This is a genomic window from Vibrio aquaticus, assembly GCF_003970385.1.
Lineage (GTDB): Bacteria > Pseudomonadota > Gammaproteobacteria > Enterobacterales > Vibrionaceae > Vibrio > Vibrio aquaticus.
In genome coordinates this window covers 166,664-186,814 of sequence record NZ_RXZH01000005.1, presented here as the reverse complement: position 1 = coordinate 186,814, position 20,151 = coordinate 166,664, and the positions used below count along the sequence as shown (strand labels likewise).

The window sequence follows — 20,151 nt, the reverse complement described above, 5'->3', positions numbered from 1 at the left end:
TTCCCTTTCCTTTCTGTCAAGATTGGAAGGGAGGGGGAATTATTTCACGCTAGTCACTCGACTCGCGTTCTCGCCAGTCACCGACACTGAACGAATGAATACTTCACCTTCTACTGCCGGACGTGCGCTGTCAGCGTAAGTCAGCCAGTTTTCGCCATCTAGAGAGTATTGCAGCTCAACACCTGGGAACTGAACGTTCATAGACAGCGTTCCATCTTCTACTTTCGCACCGGGTACTGGTAGGCGGTAATCGATGCCTGCTTTTTCTAACTTAGCCAGTTCACGTTGACCCAGGACATTCGCAAAGCGGTTGTAGTCTTGGTTTAGTGCTGCTTTATCTACTAGGTTAGAGTTTTGCGAGTATTCAATACCCACTTCGTAGTCGTTCTCCCAATCTGCACGGTGCCATGCACGCTCAGCGGCTGCAAGTACGCGAGGGAATACCATGTATTCATATTGCTCGTCGTTGCGTACTGTCTCAGACCAAAGCTGTGCTGATAGGCCGTAGAAAGGCTTCGCTTCAATCTCACCTTTACCGGTAAAGCCGTTGCCATCGCGGTCTAGAGACGTTTCCGCATTTTGCGGCATGTTCTCTGGTGCGAAGCCAAACATCTTACGAGTGTCTGTTGCACGCGTTGCCCAGTAGTAACCACGCTCTTGTGGGTCCGCTTCGTATGGCATGTCCATGTAAACGTAGTCTGGGTTAGAAACGATCACGTCGTAACCTTTCTTAGACCATTCGTACACTGATGAAGTACCGCCCCAGTAGAGGACATCCCAGAAGTTCACGCGAGTGTTTTCTGTCGCGAATGCCTTCTCACCTTCGCTGTACTTCAAGCCATCTTGCCAAGCTTGGAAGTTTGGAATGCCCTTTTCTGCCACAATTTTAGATACTTGCTCAGCAAAATGGCTTGGCAGGTGACCGAAATCGCTTACTGTACCGTCGGTAATTAGCGTCTGACATTTTGGCGATTGCGCGAATGGCTTATCTTGCTTAGACAGGTCAATCGTGCCTTTCCAGCTTACTTTATCTTGTGCGTTAACGTCTTGGAAACCAGCGCCTAGCTTGATGTTCTTCGCTTCGTCGCCACCAAAGTGCCAGGTTGTTAGCGGAGCGCCTGCCTCAGCATGCATTGCTGCCACTTCAGAAATCACTTTATCAACAAAGCGAGTTGACGATTCCATACAAGGGTTGATGAAGCTCTGTTTGTTGTAAAACTGAACCGTGGTGACGTTTGATTCATCTTGCGGATCCATCAAGCGGTATTCGTTCGCCTCAGCATCTTTGCCTTGTTCCATAAGACGGTCATAACGCGCTTCCATCGATACCACGGCTGCGCGAGCGTGCGCTGGCATATCGATTTCTGGAATCACTTCGATGTTACGTGCTTTCGCGTAGGTTAAGATTTCCACGTAGTCAGCTCTGCTGAAGTAGCCAGAACCAAAGTTGTCTGATGTTGGACCTGAGCCAAGCTGAGGCAGTAAACAGCTTTTCTCTTCCACATCGAAACAACGGTTAGCACCGACTTCAGTTAGCTCAGGTAGACCTGGAATTTCTAAACGCCAGCCTTCATCATCCGTTAGGTGAAGGTGTAGTTTGTTCATCTTGTACGCCGCCATTTGGTCTAGCGTTGCAAGAATTGCGTCTTTAGAGTGGAAGTTACGCGCCACATCCACCATTACGCCACGGTAGTCAAAACGAGGCGCATCTTGAATAGACAGCAGTGGTAGAGAATCAGCATTTTGGCTATCTACCAGGCCAAAGATAGATTGTACCGCATAGAAAGCGCCTGCTTGGTCGAACGCTTTAATCGCAATACCGTCGCCTTTGATGCTCATCTCATAAGCACCAGATTTTGCTAATTCACCGGTGAAGTCTGCAGGAACAACCGTGATGCTTACAGGAACATCACCACGGACATCCACACCTACCACTTCTGCACGATCTTGGATTGCTGTAAATTGAGTCGCATCAAACGCATCTTTAGGCAGCGCAATACCACCTGAGATGTCGACTGTGCCTTTGCCCGCTTCAACAAACATTGGCGTTGGCAGCAGCGTGGTTGATACGTCTTGTTTTGCTAAATCTTCGTTCTTCTCGAAACGAGATACAGCATTGGCAAATACGTTGTTGTCATCCGGCGTACGTTTTAGATTGTCACCTTCCAAACCAGTCACGAAAGAAGCCACGTCTTCAGTGTTTAGCGAAGCGATCATCTTCGGCTCTGCGTTTGGCACAGTAACGAAGGCACCTGGCATGAAGTCTGTTTCAAACAGCTGCCAGTATTCGCTCACTAAAGGAAGCGATACTTCTTCACCTGCAGCGAAGCCATCAAACTTTTCAGTTGGCTCTAGTTTATGCAGGTCACCCGTTACACGTGAGATTTTGAACTGCTCGTTATCAACATCCAAAATCAGGCGAATACTGTGGAAGTAGATAGCCCAATCTTTTGAGTCAACCGCTTCACCTTGGTTAACGAGTGTCATGTTGACCTTGTTACAAGAGGCCCATTCAGCACCTAGGTCCTGACACGCGAGGCCATCGTTGGCACCGTGGTTAGTGAGTACTTCATATTGAACATCTAAGTTTGCTGCAAGTGAGTTAACGACATTTTGTTCCGTCGATTGGAATGATGCGCAACCCGCTAGCGTTGCTAATACTGAAGTCGCGATGAGAGTTTGTTTAAACATCTTACTTACCCTTAAAGTGGAGCGAAGCCTGAAAAGTTCGGCGTCAAAATCAAGATGCAATCACAATAGCCCGAGTTATTTTTCACCGTAAAATTAATCCTTTTCGAAAGTGATCAAATTCAAACTTTATAAAACACTCGATTTTTTAGTCACTAAAAAACAGACACTTAGCAACAACGTTAATTGTGTTGGACTTATTTTGACGAGATTACTGAGAGGTAAGTCACAGCTTTTAGGCTCAAATAGATGCAATACGTGAATAAGGATCACACCCAGATGAATGTTGTCTTAAAATCAAATTTACGGTGGGAGTTGCAAATGTGATGTTTCACACACTTTTTCCTCGTCAAAACTCGTCGATATTTAGGTTTTCAACAATTTTTCAGTAAGGCCAATTTCTGTTTATGCGCAACCTATCACTTACTCTTTTTACCCTACTGTTTGCCGTTAATGGGGTTGCTGAGCCCCTGTTTTGGCAAGCAACAAAAGGCCAACTGAATTACTACATTCTCGGTTCTGTGCATGTTGGTGATGACAGCATGTTCCCGTTAAATAAACAGATCATGGACGCATTGCAGAGCAGTGATGGCTTAATCATTGAAACGGATGTACGTAAAACTCAGGGTATCACTTACCCACCAGCCACATTACTGAGTAAAGATGTCCTGACTCCAAAGCAACAAGATGAGTTAAGTGGGATTGCCAACTTACTTGAACTGAATGCCCCTCAACTGCTTAACTCCCCACCTTGGGCAACAGCGCTGGCAGTTCAGATGAAACAGATAGAGTATTTAGGCTATAAAGCGGCTTATGGGGTTGATGCGCACCTGACCTATAAAGCAACCTTTCAAGAGATTCCTGTCATCAGTCTTGAGTCTCTCCAGTTTCAAATTGACCTTTTAACGGGTCAAAAAGAATCAGGAAAAGAACTGCTTTTGAGTGCGATTGAAGAGTTTGATCACTCTGAAGAAATGACTCACTGCTTGATTAAAACCTGGAAAGCTGGAGATATCGAAAAGTTGAACGAGTTTGCCCAACTAACCGAAATGTCCGAGGAGTTTGAGAAAGCCTTCCTGACTGACCGCAATCTCGATTGGGCTCAACAGCTTGCTAGCCCAAGCTGGTCAAAGGAGAAAAAAGGAACGTATCTTATGGTCGTTGGTAGCTTGCATCTAGTAGGGGAAAACAATGTTCTCGCATTGCTCAAAGAAGGTGGGTTTAAGGTAACTCAACTTTCACAAAGTAAACCTGCACTATGTGAATTTGAGTACTGAGGACACTTCTATAGCGGTCTTGCCGTCACCCTCAAGAATGAAGAACCAATTGAGGGTCTCTAAGACTCTCCACACGGAATCAGAGATTCCCTACTCCTTCCTTCGTCAGTCTATGGAATGACCGATCTTTTATCTCAAGATGCAAAAAGGGCTCTACATTTCTGTAGAGCCCTTCTTTAAATATGGTCGGTGAAGAGCCAGGCTCTAATTTCAGACGAACCCCACTCGGGTCCTAATCCTATTTCCTATGCTCTAAAACGACGAAAGCCTGCTATAAAAGCAGGCTTTCTTAATGTGGTCGGTGAAGAGGGATTCGAACCCCCGACCCTCTGGTCCCAAACCAGATGCGCTACCAAGCTGCGCTATTCACCGATAATGTTGACTATGGAGTTTGCGTCTAAAGAGGGTCGCCCTCTGGTCCGCTATTCCAAAACCCCGAGATGCGTTACCAAGCACGCTATTCACCGAGATGTTTAACTGAGGAGTTATCCCCGTCAACGAATGCGTATACTACGGATTATCAGGTTTAACGCAACCCCTTTTGATTAACTTTTTTAATTTATTGGTTTGTTTGATTAAAACAACATCAATGAGCCACAAACTGTGAGCAAAAACACATCACCACAAACAATATCGCAACCAAATAACAACAATTGATCCAGATCAGTGTTGCATATTTAACCAAGTATTACTTTAAACCTTGTCTTCACACTTAGCACTAGAGGAAGTAACTATGGACTTTTGGCTCGATCTCCTATTTGGTAATGCGGTAGGCCTATCTTCAATGATTGTGATCTTTGCGGCCTTCAGTCTTATGCTGTTTTATGGCGGTTACTTCATCTACAAAGTGATGAACGACAAATCTCCTCACTAGAATCGCTTAGCTCTATTCTCTGAATAGACATTCGCTATGCACCGAAGTAGATACCTTGTCTGCTTCGGTTTTTTATTTTGTCTTGTAAGTAGTGATCATATCGAGTCAGCATTGGTATAATAGCGATATTAATTGACTACTCTGAGATGCCGTTATGTCTCACGATGATGATTTCGCCCTCTTCCAACAAATGATGGGCGATGTAAAACCTCTCCAGCAAGATACTACTGAGCACAAAAAGCAGCACCAAGTCACTGATGCACAAATTGCGAAGCGTGAAGCGGCTATGTGTCTCACCGAAGACGACCCTGAGTACCTGTCTATCGATCACGCTGAAATGCTCAAGCCTGACGATCTCATCGAGTTTAAGCGTGATGGCGTTCAAGACGGTGTCTATAAGAAGTTGCGCTTGGCGAAATATCCCGTCCAAGCTCGCCTAGACTTGCATAAACGTACACTCGAACAAGCCCGAGACGAGGTGGTTAAGTTCTTAAAGCAGTGTATGAGAATGGATATCCGCACTGTCGTCATTGTTCACGGCAAAGGTGAGCGTTCGAATCCACCCGCATTAATGAAAAGCTTTGTTGCCCAATGGCTAAAGCAGATCAAAGAAGTGCAATGCGTCCATAGTGCGCAGCGCTTCCACGGTGGTACGGGAGCGGTTTACGTTCTACTTAGAAAAAGTGCAGACAAAAAAACAGAAACTCGTGAGCGACACCAAAAACGATTGGGTTAAGCAGCACTCAATGTTAGAATGCGCGCCCTCTGAGTGGTGAGAGTTTCACCACTTCCGATTAACCGCCGTTGTGAAACGTTAGGAGAACAACATGTCACAAGATAACGCAAAACGTCTGAATAAATTCATCAGCGAAACCGGCTTTTGTTCACGCCGTGAAGCTGACCGATTAATTGAACAAGGTCGTGTCACCATCAATGGAAAAATTCCTGAAATGGGCACAAAGGTCCTGCCTGGTGATGATGTTCAAGTGGACAGTAAACCTATCGCGGCAGCCACCGACAAACCTGTTTATATCGCACTAAACAAGCCAACAGGCATTACTTGTACCACTGAACGCGATATTCCAGGCAACATCGTCGATTTCGTTGGCCACAAGAAGCGTATTTTCCCTATCGGCCGTCTTGATAAACCTTCTGATGGTCTTATTTTTCTGACTAATGACGGTGATATCGTCAATAAGATTCTTCGCGCCGGTAACAACCACGAAAAAGAGTACGTGGTGCGTGTTGATAAGCCGATCAGCGATGACTTCATCAAAAAGATGTCTTCTGGCGTTAACATCCTAGACACCGTCACGCTCCCTTGTACAGTGACCAAAGAGACCAAATACTCGTTCCGTATCGTTCTGACTCAAGGTCTTAACCGCCAAATCCGCCGTATGTGTGAAGCACTCGGTTACGAAGTATTCAAACTTCGTCGTGTGCGTATTATGAACATTTCACTTGATGGTATTCCAAACGGTCAATGGCGCTACATGAGCGATAATGAAGTCGCAGAGATTCTTGCGATGTGCGAAAGTTCAAGTGGCACCGAAGAAGCATCTAAAATGGATAGTAAAGGTAAGCGTATTCGTCGCGCCACCGATGCAAAGCTGTTCGATAGCCGCGAAGAAAACCAAGAGTCAACGGCTCGCCGCAACCAAAAGCAACGCACATTCAAAGGCCGTAATGCTGACGAGTTCCGACATGCGCCTAATTCAAAGAAAGGTCGCCATGACGGTAAGCAAAGTGAGTACAAAGGTAAGCCGAGTGGTAAAGGTAAGCCCTTCCACAAGCCAGCGTCTGACAATAGCCAGCGCCCAAGCAAGCCGAAAACCGGCGGCACATTAAGCTTGAAGAAATAGAAGATACTACAAAAGGGCTGGCGTAATACGTCAGCCCTTTTGTTGTTTCTATGGGTAATAGCTACCCGTCATCCTCGAGAGCGGTCAATCCAAACAGATTCCCTACTCTCACCTTCGGCGATCTATGGAATGACAGTGTGTAAATGTACAAAAAACAAAAAGGGAGCCAATCGGCTCCCTTTTTTAATCATTCAAAATCTGCGGCTTATAGCGTACCGAAGATCTTGTCACCTGCATCACCAAGACCAGGAACGATGTAACCTTTATCGTTTAGCTTTTCATCGATAGCTGCGGTGTACATCTCTACATCTGGGTGTGCTTTTTCTAGCGCTTCAATACCTTCTGGTGCAGCGACTAGAACAAGAACCTTGATTGCTTTACAACCTTTCTCTTTTAGAAGATCGATTGTTGCGATCATTGAACCGCCCGTTGCAAGCATTGGGTCAACAACAAGTGCGATACGCTCGTCCATGTTAGACGCTAGCTTGTTGAAGTATGGTACTGGCTCAAGAGTCTCTTCGTCACGGTAGATACCAACAACACTGATACGCGCGCTTGGCATATGCTCAAGAACGCCGTCCATCATACCTAGACCCGCACGTAGAATAGGCACTACCGTTACTTTCTTACCTTTAATTTGATCAATTTCTACTGGACCGTTCCAACCTTCAATGGTTACTTTTTCCGTTTCAAAGTCCGCAGTCGCTTCGTATGTCAGTAGGCTGCCAACTTCTGTTGCTAGCTCACGGAAGCGTTTTGTGCTGATATCACCTTCTCGCATTAGACCCAGTTTATGTTTAACTAGAGGGTGTTTCACTTCAACAACTTTCATTTCCATCTCCGGATATAAGGTAAAAATTTAAACAAACCTCGAGATTATAAACGATTTCGTTCTCAATTTCTGCTTTATTGATAAACAAAAAAAGTTACGCAAACGTTTGCTCTTTGTCTTTAACCGCTGTTAGAATAGCGCCGTTTTCATATCCAACTTAAAAACCGAGGACTTCCCTGTGAGTGCTGATAACACATCTCTTAGCTACAAAGACGCTGGCGTTGATATCGATGCAGGCAACGCGCTTGTTGACCGTATTAAAGGTGCTGTAAAACGTACACGTCGCCCAGAAGTAATGGGTGGTATTGGTGGTTTTGGCGCATTATGTGAACTGCCAACTAAATATAAGCAGCCAGTATTGGTTTCAGGTACTGACGGTGTGGGTACTAAACTTCGTCTTGCTTTGGATATGAAAAAGCACGACACCATCGGTGTTGACCTCGTTGCAATGTGTGTGAACGACCTAATCGTTCAAGGCGCTGAGCCACTGTTCTTCCTAGATTACTACGCAACAGGCAAACTTGATGTAGACACAGCAGCAGACGTCGTCTCTGGTATTGCTGACGGCTGTGTACAAGCAGGTTGTGCGCTAATTGGTGGTGAAACGGCTGAAATGCCGGGTATGTACGAAGGTGAAGACTACGACGTTGCAGGTTTCTGTGTTGGCGTTGTAGAAAAAGAAGACGTCATTGACGGCACGAAAGTAGCCGCTGGCGATGCACTTATCGCTGTAGGTTCAAGCGGTCCTCACTCAAACGGTTACTCATTGATCCGTAAGATCCTTGAAGTATCTGGCGAAGACAAAAACGAAGAACTAGCAGGTCGCACTATCGGTGAGCACCTACTAGAACCAACAAAGATTTACATCAAATCAGCACTTAAAATGATTGAGAAACATGACATCCACGCGATTTCTCACATCACAGGTGGTGGTTTCTGGGAAAACATCCCACGCGTACTTCCTGAAGGCACGAAAGCAGTTGTTGATGGTAACAGCTGGGAATGGCCAATCATCTTCAAATGGCTACAAGAGAAAGGCAACGTAACGACTCACGAAATGTACCGTACATTTAACTGTGGTGTTGGCCTTGTTATCGCTCTACCTAAAGACCAAGCGGATGCCGCGGTTGAACTTCTCAATGCAGAAGGCGAAAACGCTTGGGTTATCGGTGAGATTGCCAACGCAGAAGCTGGCGAAGAACAAGTAGAGATCAAATAAGCATGAAGAGTATCGTTGTTTTAGTGTCAGGAAACGGTTCTAACCTACAAGCCATCATTGATGCCTGTAGCAAGGACATTACCAATGGTCGTGTTACTGCGGTGTTTTCCAATAAAGCCAATGTATTTGCGCTAGAGCGTGCAGAGAAAGCCGATGCAGCCGCCCACTTCCTTGATCCTAAAGCATTCGATACTCGTGATGCCTTCGATCATGAGCTAATGAAGCAGATTGATGAATACAAGCCCGATGTCATCGTACTCGCTGGTTACATGCGTATTCTAAGCGGTGAGTTTGTTCGCCACTACATGGGGCGTATGATCAACATCCACCCTTCTCTACTGCCTAAGTATCCTGGCCTTAACACCTATCAACGTGCGATTCACGCAGGTGATGAAGAGCATGGTACAAGCGTTCACTTTGTAACTGAACAACTGGACGGTGGCCCAGTCATTTTGCAGGCTAAAGTGCCTATTTTCGATGAAGATACTGTCGAAACGTTGACTGAACGCGTTCAGACTCAAGAGCACAAAATCTACCCTATGGTGGTCAAGTGGTTGGTTGAAGAACGTTTAGTGATGAAAGATGAAAAAGAAGCTTACCTTGATGGTGAGTTACTAGGTATTCACGGTCACGCTGAAAACTAAAATGGTATTCAGTGTATAAGGCGAGCTTCGAGCTCGCCTTTTTCGTTTTTATACCCTGCCGTTAATCTTCGATTCATTTTGCTCTCACTATACTGAGCAAAATAACGGAGGTATGTATGGACTTAAAAAGCTTACTAAACCAAGCACTCAATTCTGATCTCGTGAAGCAAGGTCAGTCTCAGCTTAAACAGCAATCAAGCTCTGGGACACTAAAGTCTTTGGGTGCTGGCGCTGTGGGTGGCGGCTTCGTCAACTTGCTGATGGGTTCAAAAAAAAGCAAAAAACTAGGAAAGAAAGTCGGCAAGAACGCTCTAAAAGTAGGTGGTGTCGCTTTACTCGGGGGGCTGGCTTATAAAGTCTATAATGACTATCAATCCAAGCAATCAACCTCAGCCCCACAAGAGACGTTTAACCCAAATGATGTTGTTCACCATCAACTCATATTAAAAGCGATGATCGCCGCTGCTAAAGCCGACGGCCATGTTGATCAACAAGAAATGATGCATATCGAGTCAACGTTAAAAGAGTCAGGGGCGGATGTGCAATTGCAGCAGTTTGTGCATGATGAATTGAACAAGCCGTTAGACCCAAGAGAAATTGCTCTTCAAGCACGCTCACCTCAACAAGGGTCGGAAATTTATTTGGCTTCATTAATCGTAATTGATGAGCAAAATTTCATGGAAAAAGCCTACTTACAAGAACTGGCTAAACAATTACAGCTCGACCGTGAAGTCATTTTTCAGCTCGAACAGCAACTACAAAGCCAATAGCCAGTATAGTTCTTAACCGCCTTTAAATTTGGTTTGAGCTAGGACAAGCTTACGCTTTGAGTTTGCTTCTCTGAGTGTGTATATTTGAGAGCAGTTATCATTTATTGGAGTTTTGCCCATGCAAGTATATGGCTGTTGTGAACTGATTCGTGAGCTTTACGCTCAAATTGGTAGTGGTGACCAAGCGTATGTCCCACAAGCAATTTCATGCGCAGTAAGAGCACTTAATGACGTCGCCTCGGATGAGTCACTGCCAAAAGAAACTCGAGAAAAAGCAGCATTTGCAGCGGCGAACCTACTTATCTCAGACTTTGAGGATAAGTAATGAACCTTGCCAACTTTGAGGCCATGGACCCTGTCATGTTGATGAGCATCATTAACATGAAACTGCGTGATGATTTTGGTGGTGACTTGGACAAGCTAGTTGTTTACTTCGATATAGACAAAGCCGCGTTAGAAGCAAAACTGGCAACCGCAGGCTTCGACTTTTTGCCTGACGCTGGCCAATTCCGTTAATCGAACCCACGATTTCGATACACAAACATCAGATACAAAAAAACCGCCAATATGAGGCGGTTTTTCTTTAAGACAATTTCGAAAATTACTCTTCGTCAAACTGCTCTTCTTCGCGTGCTGCTTTTTCAGCTAGGTAGCGTGCTTTTTTCTCAGCCGCTTCTTGTGCTAGGCGTTCTTCGCGCTCTTCACGAACTTTACGCGCTTCGCCTTTACGCTCATTGCGCTCTGCTTGGTTTTTAACGAAACCAGAAAGTTCTTTCTCAGCCCAAGCTTGAGCTTCAGCTTCAGTTTCAAAACCTGTTTCGCGCTTTGATACTGTTGTTTTACGTGAAGTTACTTGACGAGTGATCTCTGCACACCAGCCGTTACGTTTTTCAGAAGTACGGATAGCAAATTTTGGATTTTTAGACATTTATTTCATTCCTAAGGGATTAATCAGGGATTCGGTCAACTTGATAACTCCATCTAAGCTGAGCTGTTTAACACCATCCCTTGGTAAGGGCGGTATTAAAACTTAAAAGCTACCATTTGGCTAATGGTTTCTTTCAAAGAGTGACTATTATTAATCACGTCATCCTCAAGAGTGAGGCACGAACGAGTTGGGGATCTCTCAAAGCAAGCACAAAACAATGAGAGATTCCCTATTCCCTCATTCTTCGGTCTATGGAATGACGGTGGATTGAATTCTGTTTATCAAATAAAAAGCGCAGATCTTACGATCTGCGCTTGTATTTATGCTGCTAAGCGAAAACTAAGGTCGTTTAATTAACCCACGTTCTTACGTGCGTTTTGGAACATACGCATCCAAGCGCCGTTCTCGCCCCAACCTTCTGGAGACCATGAATTCGCTACTGTGCGGAATACACGCTCAGGGTGCGGCATCATGATAGTTACGCGGCCATCTTGAGTCGTTAGACCTGTGATTGCATTTGGCGAACCGTTCGGGTTGTTCGGGTATTGCTGAGTTGGGTTACCGTGGTTATCAACGTAGCGAACGGCAACCGTACCTGATGCTTCAATCGCCGCTAGGTGGTCAGCATCACGAACTTCTACGCGGCCCTCACCGTGAGATACTGCGATTGGCATGCGAGAACCTGCCATACCATCGAAGAAGACTGAGTCAGACTTTTGTACTTCTACTAGGCTAAAGCGAGCTTCAAAACGCTCAGATTCGTTACGAACAAAGCGTGGCCACAGATCCGCACCTGGGATTAGCTCTTTTAGGTTCGATAGCATCTGACAGCCGTTACACACACCTAGAGAGAAAGTATCTTCACGCTTAAAGAAGCCTTCAAACTGGTTACGTGCTTGCTCGTTGAACAGGATAGATTTCGCCCAACCTTCACCCGCACCCAGTACGTCACCGTAAGAGAAACCACCACAAGCCACTAGGCCTTGGTACTCTTCTAGCACAGCTTGACCTGTTAGGATGTCGCTCATGTGAATGTCCGTTGCTTCAAAACCTGCACGGTCAAATGCTGCTGCCATTTCAACGTGAGAGTTAACGCCTTGCTCACGTAGAATCGCCATCTTAGGTTTAGCGCCTTTAGCAATGTAAGGTGCTGCAATGTCTTCGTTTACGTCGAAGCTGAGCTTAACGTTCAGACCTGGGTCAGAGTTGTCTTTCTTCGCTTCGTGCTCTTGGTCTGCACATGCTGTGTTATCACGCAGTGATTGCATCTTATGCGTTGTTTCAGCCCAGATAGTACGTAGTTCAGTACGGTTGCGTTCAAGAACGACTGTGTCACCAGAAGTGATGACTAGCTCGTCTGATGCTTCAACTGAACCGATTACATGTGAACATGCTTCTAGACCGTTCGCTGCTAGCGTAGACAGTACCGCATCTAGGTCATCGTTCTTAACTTGAAGTACTGCACCTAGCTCTTCGTTAAATAACGCAGCTAGTGCATCTTCGCTGTTCTCTGATGCAGATAAAAGTGCTTCAATGTTCGCTTTAACACCACAGTGACCCGCGAATGCCATCTCAGCAAGAGTCACCAATAGACCGCCGTCGCCTTTATCGTGGTAAGCGATAACTTGGTCTTGTGCTACTAGGGCTTGAACGCCTTCATAGAAACCTTTTAACTGCGCTGCGTTGTCTACGTCTGCTGGCTTATCACCAAGCTGCTTGTAAACCTGTGCAAGAGCTGTTGCGCCTAGACGGTTTTGACCGTTACCTAGATCGATAAGTACTAGGCTCGAAGCGCCTTTGTCAGTACGAAGCTGAGGAGTAATCGTTTTACGAACATCTTCAACACGTGCAAACGCTGTAATCACTAGAGAAAGTGGCGATGTGACTTCTTTCTGCTCGCCGTTCTCTTCCCACTTAGTCTTCATCGACATTGAGTCTTTACCCACAGGGATAGTCAGACCAAGGGCTGGACATAGCTCTTCACCCACCGCCTTCACTGCTTCGTAAAGACCGGCATCTTCACCTGGGTGGCCCGCTGGAGACATCCAGTTAGCAGACAGTTTGATGTGTTTGATATCGCCAATATTCGTCGCTGCGATGTTCGTGATTGCTTCACCTACCGCTAGACGAGCTGAAGCACCGAAGTCTAGTAGAGCAACCGGTGTGCGTTCACCCATCGACATCGCTTCACCGTGGTAAGTGTCGTAGCTTGCTGCTGTTACTGCGCAGTTAGCGACTGGAACCTGCCATGGGCCAACCATTTGGTCGCGAGCGACAAGACCTGTAACCGTACGATCACCGATGGTGATGAGGAATGTTTTCTCAGCAACGGTTGGTAGACGTAGCACGCGCTCAACCGCATCGTTTAGCTCAATGCCATCACGGTTGATTGCTGGATTGTTCGCTTTCAGTGTTTTCGCATCGCGATGCATCTTAGGTGTCTTACCTAGAAGTACATCCATTGGCATGTCGATTGGCGTGTTGTCAAAGTGTGAATCTTCAAGCTTCAGTTCACGCTCTTCTGTTGCCACACCCACTACAGCGTATGGTGCGCGCTCACGCTTACAGATTGCATCGAATACTTCCATATTTTCTGGAGCAACGGCCATTACGTAACGCTCTTGAGATTCGTTACACCAGATCTCAAGTGGGCTCATGCCTGGTTCGTCATTTGGTACGTCACGCAGTTGGAAAATACCACCACGCTCGCCATCGTCCACAAGCTCTGGAAGTGCGTTAGAGATACCACCCGCGCCCACATCGTGGATGAATGCGATTGGGTTCTCTTCACCAAGCTGCCAACAACGGTCGATCACTTCCTGACAGCGACGCTCCATTTCTGGGTTTTCACGCTGTACAGATGCGAAATCTAGATCTTCTGCTGATTGACCAGACGCCATAGAAGATGCCGCGCCGCCGCCAAGACCGATGTTCATCGCCGGACCACCAAGCACAATTAGGCTTGCACCCACTGGGATCTCTTTCTTCTGAACGTGCTCATCACGGATGTTACCCATACCACCCGCAATCATGATTGGCTTGTGGTAACCACGAACCTCTTCACCAGCGTGAGAATTTACTTTTTCTTCGTAAGTACGGAAGTAACCAAGTAGGTTTGGACGACCGAATTCGTTGTTAAACGCCGCGCCACCTAATGGGCCTTCAAGCATGATATCGAGTGCGTTAACAATGCGACCTGGCTTACCGAAGTCTGTTTCCCATGGCTGTTCAAAACCAGGAATACGTAGGTTAGATGTCGTGAAACCAACCAGACCTGCTTTTGGCTTACCACCAATACCGGTTGCGCCTTCATCACGGATTTCACCACCAGAGCCTGTCGATGCGCCCGGCCAAGGAGAGATAGCTGTTGGGTGGTTGTGCGTTTCCACCTTCATTAGGATGTGCGCTTTCTCTTGGTTGTAACCGTATTGGCGAGTTTCTGGGTTCGGGAAGAAACGACCGACATCTGAACCCACCATGACTGCTGCATTATCTTTGTATGCAGACAGCACATTTTCTGGTGTGGTTTCGAATGTGTTTTTGATCATCTTGAACAGAGACTTCTCTTGCTTCACGCCGTCGATAGTCCAGTCTGCGTTGAAGATCTTGTGGCGACAGTGCTCTGAGTTCGCCTGAGCAAACATCATCAGCTCGATGTCTGTTGGGTTACGATCTAGCTTGTTTACGAACGCATCGTAAAGGTATTCAATTTCGTCATCAGCAAGCGCAAGACCTAGGGTAACGTTTGCGTTTTCAAGCGCAGCACGACCGCCTTTGAGTAGGTCAACGTCAGCTACTGGTGCTGGCTCTGCCACTTGGAAAAGTGCCGCTGCTGATTCGAAATCAGTGAAGATCACTTCCATCATGCGATCGTGCAGGATAGCTTTTAGCTCAACCAGTTGAAGCTCTGAAAGTTCAGCCGATGATTCGATGTAGTAAGCGGTACCGCGCTCAAGACGAGCGACTTTGTCTAGACCACAGTTATTTGCGATGTCTGTAGACTTTGAAGACCATGGCGAGATAGTGCCTGGGCGAGGAGTCGCAAGTAGAAGAAGACCTTTAGGCTTGTGCTTTTCACCATTCTCGTCAAAAGAAAGTGTCGGACCGTAAGTCAGTAGTTTTTCTAGTTTCTCAACTTCAGACGCATCTAGGTCTGTCGTTAGATCTGCAAAGTGTGCAAACTCAGCGTAAATACCTGTTACAGGTAGGCCTAGTTCACGACAAAGCTCTAGAAGCTTGTTAACACGAAATTCAGATAGAGCTGGGGAGCCACGAAAAATTCTCATGTACTTAGGTCTCTTATGCAATTGATTAAGGTGATATTGGAATAAATTCAGTGGGTTAAAATGCAATACAACATTAAATTGTTCTATACATTTCACTGTTTTCTTCGAAGCTATTCCGAAGGTTTTTCAAACCTATGCCGATTCCACCTCTTCGTTGCGAGCGCATTATATAGCAATTATTTTTGTGATGTAACACCAAAAGCAACCGTTTGCGTCATTTTTTTCGTCAATTTTGAATTTCGACAGAAATCGCTCTCGATACGCACTCAACACGAAGAGTTACAGGGATTATCTTGCCTTGTTATGACACTTTGATATAAATGCCCTACTGGATGTATGAGATTGCCTTGAATGAAGAATCATTACCTTACCCATTTTAAATCTTTGTGCTTATTACTGATGGGCGCATTTGCGCTGACCGGCTGTCAGATCGAATCTGAACCGAAAAGTGAACTCGACTTAATCAAAGAGCGTGGCGTGCTCCGTGTTGGCACACTTAACAATCAACTCTCTTACTATATTGGCCCAGATGGCCCAGCCGGTCTCGACTACGAACTGGCAAGAGAATTCGCTAATGAGTTAGGTGTGCAATTAGAGATGAAGCCTGCCTACCGTATTTCAAGCCTTTACCCTGCATTGGATAAGGGAGAGATCGATATCATCGCAGCGGGGCTCAGTCAGTCTCCTGAGCGGTTGAAGCGATTTCGACCTGGCCCTGCTTATTATTACGTTAGCCAGCAAGTGATTTATAAGAAAGGGAATTGGCGTCCAAGGAACCTTGAACAGTTACTTGATAGACAACCCAAGTTGATCGAAGAAAATGACGGTAAAGACGTGTTGAGTATCGTCAGTGACTCTCACTTCAACCAAACACTGATGGCGATCAAAGCAAAGCACCCTGAATTTTCCTACCACATTGACCCTAATGCCGATGTGAATGATCTGCTTAAACAAGTGTCAGAGGGAGACTTACGTTTTACTCTTGCAGATTCCGTTGAACTCTCACTTTCTCAGCGAATTTATCCCGATGTCGCTTTAGCGTTCGAGTTGACCGAGGATCAACCTATCTCATGGTTCTTACGCCGATCTCAAGATGAAAGCCTATACGGGCTCTTAATCGAGTTTTTTGGCAATATCCAACAATCAGGCCACCTCGCCTCTTTGGAAGAGAAATATATTGGTCACATCGACAGCTTTGATTATGTCGACACCCGTGCATTTATTCGAGCGCTCGATTCAAAGCTTCCGAAATGGGCACCGCTATTCAAGAAATATTCCGATGAGTTTGATTGGCGACTCGTTGCTGCATTGGGCTACCAAGAGTCTCACTGGAACCCTAAAGCTAAATCCCCGACTGGGGTACGCGGCATGATGATGTTAACGCTACCGACAGCGAAGAGCGTTGGGGTGACAAACCGTCTTGACCCAGAACAGTCTGTCCGTGGGGGAGTTGAATACTTACGTCGAATGGTGTCACGCATTCCTGATTCGATAGAAGAGCATGAGAAGATCTGGTTTGCCCTTGCCTCTTATAACGTTGGCTATGGCCACATGATGGATGCTCGTCGCCTCACAAAAAGGCAAGGTGGCAACCCTGACGCATGGTCTGACGTTAAAGAGCGTTTACCGCTACTGCGTCAAAAGAAATACTATAGCCAAACACGTTATGGTTTTGCACGAGGTGATGAAGCGAGAAATTACGTCGAGAATATTCGCCGCTACTACCAGAGCATCATCGGCCATGTCGAGCAACAAACACCGGATACGTCAGATATCAACATCGATGACCTAAAAGTCATTGATGTACCTGAAAGTGCTTTGTCAGATTCGACGGCAACCTCTTCAGCGGAGCCTGCCCAACCCACCGAGTAAGACTCACAATTCTAAGTGCACAGGTATCGAACAAAATCTGTGCACTTGAATTTCATCACCGATGCCCAAATATAATACTGTGATCTAGAATACTTGCGAAGTTTCTTAAAAACGTAACAATTGCAGGGTATAAGTCACTTAATGTCGATATATCAACTACCTTAGTGATAATTGGCTCATGACTTTATTTTAACCATAATAGGAGGTTGTTTTATGCTTAGACGTAAAATGCAGTCAAAACGCCTTAATAAAACGGTTACAGCAAACCGCCGTAAGCGTATGCTAAGCAACAACAAAAAGAAGGTGATTGCACGTCACCGCGCCTTTATGCAGCTCATCACTGAGGCATAAACCAGAGAGCAAACATCTTACAACAAGGTGTTTGCTTAAAACCTTTACGACTCCCCTGAATCCAGATTTTCAGCCCCATCAAGACTCATCAGTTGAGCGGCCTTACGTTGTTTCTTTTTCTCTTTGCGTCGACGCTTGAAGAAAGATTGAAGCTGCTCGCGACACTCATCTTCCAGTAAGCCTTGTTCAATGTCAGCATAGTGGTACGCCGCTTGATGCTCGAACAGATTCAATACTGTTCCTGCCGCCCCTGCTTTTAGATCGGGTGCGCCAAATACAATGCGTTTAACCCGGCTATGGAGCAAAGCACCAGCGCACATCGGACACGGCTCTAGCGTGACGTACAGCGTGGTGTCCAACAGACGGTAATTCTCTAATACTTGGCCGGCTTTACGCAATGTCTGCATCTCAGCATGAGCTGTAGCGTCATGTTGACCAATAGATTCATTCCACCCTTCTGCGACAATTTCTCCATCCTTTACCAAGACAGCGCCAACAGGCACTTCACCTTGTGATTCAGCTTGCTCTGCGAGCTCCATTGCACGGCGCATGAAATATTCATCTTGAGGGGAAAATTGAGAATCAGACAAAAGAAATACCTAGGTTTTGCATATAAGCCTAGATCCTAGTGGCTAGTACTAAAAATAGGAAGCAGAAAATAAAAAGCGCCAGTCTTTCGACCAGCGCTTTCAAATTTCAAATACCTAAATAGTTGGTGTAGTAGCTAGGCTGCTACAGCGCCAACTATGCGGTATTTACATTGTGTACGTGTAAGGCGCTTGGATACCTAGAGGAATACCCAATGTCCAGTAAGCCACTAGGAAGATAGACCAACCGATTAGCATTGCAATCGAGAATGGCATCATTAGTGACGCAAGTGTACCGATACCTGTCGACTTCACGTAACGCTGACAGTAAACAACCACTAGAGGGAAGAATACCATTAGAGGTGAAATGATGTTCGACACAGAGTCACCTACACGGTAAGCCGCTTGAGATAGCTCTGGAGAAATACCAACAGCCATTAGCATTGGCACTAGGATTGGACCAATCAGAGCCCACTTCGCAGATGCTGAACCGATCAGAAGGTTTACCGCAGCTGTCAGTAGAATCATACCGATGATGGTTGCTTCACCTGGCAGGTTCATCGCTTTCAGACCTTCAGCACCGTATAGCGCAAGCATAGTACCGATGTTTGACTGAGCGAATGCAGATAGGAACTGAGCACAGAAGAACGACATTACGATGTAAGCACCCATTGTCGACATAGTGTCAGACATTGCTTTGATAATGTCGTTACTTGTTTTGAACGTGCCTGAAACTTTACCGTAAACGTAACCAGGGATAATGAATAGAATGAAGATCAATGGAACGATCGACTTCATTAGCGGTGCAGAGAACGCTGTAATTTCACCATCAGGAGAGCGAAGCGCTGAGTTCTCAGGAATGATTGCAGCAATAAGAACCGCAATACCCGCCATCATTGCCCAACCCGCGTAACGGAACGCTTTTGACTCAAGCTCAGTGAAAGAACCAAGATCTGGTGCTTTTTCTGCGTCTTCGTCAATTGGCGTGTTCGCTAGACGTGGTTCAATGATTTTCTCAGTTACGTACCAACCAATCGCTACGATGATCACTGAAGAAAGACCAGTAAAGAAGATGTTAGCTAGTGGGTTAACCACGTATTCTGGGTCAAGAACCTGAGCTGCTGTCTGTGTAAAGCCAGCTAGTAGAGGGTCGATACCTGAAGGGATGAAGTTTGCAGAGAAACCACCTGATACACCCGCAAATGCAGCTGCGATACCCGCTAGAGGGTGACGGCCTGCCGCGTGGAAGATGATACCACCTAGAGGAATAACCAGTACGTAACCGGCATCGGCTGCTGTGTGAGACACGATAGCAACCAAAATTAGCATCGGCGTTAGTAGCTTCGCTGGAGTGAAGTTAAGCATCTTCTTAAGGCCGGTTGTAATAAAGCCAGAAGAATCAGCCACACCAACACCTAACATCGCTACAAGAACGATACCAAGAGGCGCAAAGCCTGTGAATGTAGTGACCATGTTCGCAAGGAAGCTTGCTAGAGATTCGCCAGTCAAAAGGTTGTTGATTGCAAGCGCTTCACCCGAACGTGGGTTAATAAGATCAAACGAAATGTTTGAAAGTAGAGCAGATGCTGCCCAAGTAATGACCAATGCCCAGAAGAACAAAATTGCAGGATCTGGGATCTTGTTGCCTACTCGTTCAATAAAGTTTAAGAAGCGATCCATCCCACTCGGCTTATCGGATGGTGCTTTGTTTACTGCTTGGTTACTCATGGTAACTCCATAATTGATGTTGTTGCCCTAGACCTTTATGCATTTATTATCTCGGTCTATTTTCCACCAAGTATTCTATTAAATCCGCCCAAGGAAAGCACAAGATTCTAATGGTTTTTCCATAATTGGAGACATATTTTGCAAAAACGCCATCACCGTGCAACAAAAGATCCACACAAAACACACCATCGCAGCAACAATATTTAAACTTATTTACAATATATAGCACGTCA

General features: G+C 45.9%; 17 protein-coding genes and 1 tRNA gene. 11 read left to right on the top strand and 7 right to left on the bottom strand.

The genetic code is table 11. The features are described from left to right. Positions 1–39 precede the first annotated feature (39 nt). Positions 40–2,691: a beta-N-acetylhexosaminidase gene (locus EJ063_RS12940; RefSeq protein ID WP_126574699.1), complete on the bottom strand. Its 2,652-nt coding sequence runs from the start codon at positions 2,689–2,691 to the stop codon at positions 40–42. 404 nt (positions 2,692–3,095) lie between these two features. Between EJ063_RS12940 and EJ063_RS12935 the strand changes: the two genes are divergently transcribed. Next, positions 3,096–3,965, top strand: coding sequence for a TraB/GumN family protein (locus tag EJ063_RS12935; RefSeq protein WP_126574698.1), 870 nt, complete (start codon positions 3,096–3,098; stop codon positions 3,963–3,965). Between the two features lie 295 nt (positions 3,966–4,260). Here the strand turns inward: EJ063_RS12935 and EJ063_RS12930 are convergent. Beyond that, a tRNA-Pro gene (locus EJ063_RS12930) sits at positions 4,261–4,337 on the bottom strand. A 361-nt stretch (positions 4,338–4,698) separates the two neighbouring features. Here EJ063_RS12930 and EJ063_RS12925 point away from each other — a divergent pair. From EJ063_RS12925 to rluF, 3 genes are all read left to right on the top strand, one after another. Continuing rightward, on the top strand, positions 4,699–4,839 hold the full coding sequence (locus EJ063_RS12925) for a DUF3149 domain-containing protein (protein WP_126574697.1): 141 nt from the start codon (positions 4,699–4,701) through the stop codon (positions 4,837–4,839). Between the two features lie 154 nt (positions 4,840–4,993). After that, positions 4,994–5,575 carry a DNA endonuclease SmrA gene (gene smrA, locus EJ063_RS12920; protein WP_126574696.1) on the top strand — a complete coding sequence of 194 codons (582 nt, stop codon included), beginning with the start codon at positions 4,994–4,996 and terminating at the stop codon, positions 5,573–5,575. Between the two features lie 91 nt (positions 5,576–5,666). Continuing rightward, on the top strand, positions 5,667–6,701 hold the full coding sequence (gene rluF / locus EJ063_RS12915) for a 23S rRNA pseudouridine(2604) synthase RluF (RefSeq protein ID WP_126574695.1): 1,035 nt from the start codon (positions 5,667–5,669) through the stop codon (positions 6,699–6,701). A gap of 205 nt (positions 6,702–6,906) precedes the next feature. Here the strand turns inward: rluF and upp are convergent, their stop codons facing one another. Continuing rightward, positions 6,907–7,533 (bottom strand): uracil phosphoribosyltransferase, encoded by a 627-nt coding sequence (gene upp, locus EJ063_RS12910; protein WP_126574694.1) that lies wholly within the window; start codon positions 7,531–7,533, stop codon positions 6,907–6,909. 178 nt (positions 7,534–7,711) lie between these two features. Between upp and purM the strand changes: the two genes are divergently transcribed. The 5 genes from purM (at position 7,712) to EJ063_RS12885 (ending at position 10,682) form a co-directional block, all read left to right on the top strand. Beyond that, complete coding sequence (purM, locus tag EJ063_RS12905; protein WP_126574693.1) at positions 7,712–8,752, top strand: phosphoribosylformylglycinamidine cyclo-ligase; 1,041 nt, start codon at positions 7,712–7,714, stop codon at positions 8,750–8,752. Between the two features lie 2 nt (positions 8,753–8,754). Next, positions 8,755–9,396 carry a phosphoribosylglycinamide formyltransferase gene (gene purN / locus EJ063_RS12900; RefSeq protein WP_126574692.1) on the top strand — a complete coding sequence of 214 codons (642 nt, stop codon included), beginning with the start codon at positions 8,755–8,757 and terminating at the stop codon, positions 9,394–9,396. Between the two features lie 116 nt (positions 9,397–9,512). Beyond that, on the top strand, positions 9,513–10,166 hold the full coding sequence (locus tag EJ063_RS12895; protein WP_126574691.1) for a tellurite resistance TerB family protein: 654 nt from the start codon (positions 9,513–9,515) through the stop codon (positions 10,164–10,166). A gap of 118 nt (positions 10,167–10,284) precedes the next feature. Further along, a complete protein-coding gene (locus EJ063_RS12890; RefSeq protein ID WP_126574690.1) occupies positions 10,285–10,491 on the top strand; it encodes a YaeP family protein in 207 nt (68 codons plus the stop codon). After that, positions 10,491–10,682 carry a DUF4250 domain-containing protein gene (locus tag EJ063_RS12885; RefSeq protein WP_126574689.1) on the top strand — a complete coding sequence of 64 codons (192 nt, stop codon included), beginning with the start codon at positions 10,491–10,493 and terminating at the stop codon, positions 10,680–10,682. The genes EJ063_RS12890 and EJ063_RS12885 overlap by 1 nt, the downstream gene beginning before the upstream one ends. Before the next feature lie 85 nt (positions 10,683–10,767). Here EJ063_RS12885 and EJ063_RS12880 read toward each other — a convergent pair whose 3' ends face one another. Both EJ063_RS12880 and purL read right to left on the bottom strand, forming a co-directional pair. After that, a complete protein-coding gene (locus EJ063_RS12880) occupies positions 10,768–11,094 on the bottom strand; it encodes a DUF3622 domain-containing protein (RefSeq protein WP_126574688.1) in 327 nt (108 codons plus the stop codon). 353 nt (positions 11,095–11,447) lie between these two features. After that, positions 11,448–15,380 (bottom strand): phosphoribosylformylglycinamidine synthase, encoded by a 3,933-nt coding sequence (purL, locus tag EJ063_RS12875; RefSeq protein ID WP_126574687.1) that lies wholly within the window; start codon positions 15,378–15,380, stop codon positions 11,448–11,450. A 351-nt stretch (positions 15,381–15,731) separates the two neighbouring features. Between purL and mltF the strand changes: the two genes are divergently transcribed. Beyond that, the gene (gene mltF, locus EJ063_RS12870; RefSeq protein WP_126574686.1) at positions 15,732–17,252 is read left to right on the top strand and encodes a membrane-bound lytic murein transglycosylase MltF; all 1,521 of its coding nucleotides are present in this window, start codon (positions 15,732–15,734) and stop codon (positions 17,250–17,252) included. Between the two features lie 213 nt (positions 17,253–17,465). Continuing rightward, positions 17,466–17,603: a hypothetical protein gene (locus EJ063_RS21025; RefSeq protein ID WP_167469905.1), complete on the top strand. Its 138-nt coding sequence runs from the start codon at positions 17,466–17,468 to the stop codon at positions 17,601–17,603. A 44-nt stretch (positions 17,604–17,647) separates the two neighbouring features. Here EJ063_RS21025 and tadA read toward each other — a convergent pair whose 3' ends face one another. Together tadA and EJ063_RS12860 are read right to left on the bottom strand one after the other, a co-directional pair. Continuing rightward, entirely contained in the window at positions 17,648–18,193 is a 546-nt protein-coding gene (tadA, locus tag EJ063_RS12865; protein ID WP_126574685.1) for a tRNA adenosine(34) deaminase TadA, read from the bottom strand. A gap of 165 nt (positions 18,194–18,358) precedes the next feature. After that, a complete protein-coding gene (locus EJ063_RS12860; RefSeq protein WP_126574684.1) occupies positions 18,359–19,918 on the bottom strand; it encodes an AbgT family transporter in 1,560 nt (519 codons plus the stop codon). Positions 19,919–20,151 lie beyond the last annotated feature (233 nt).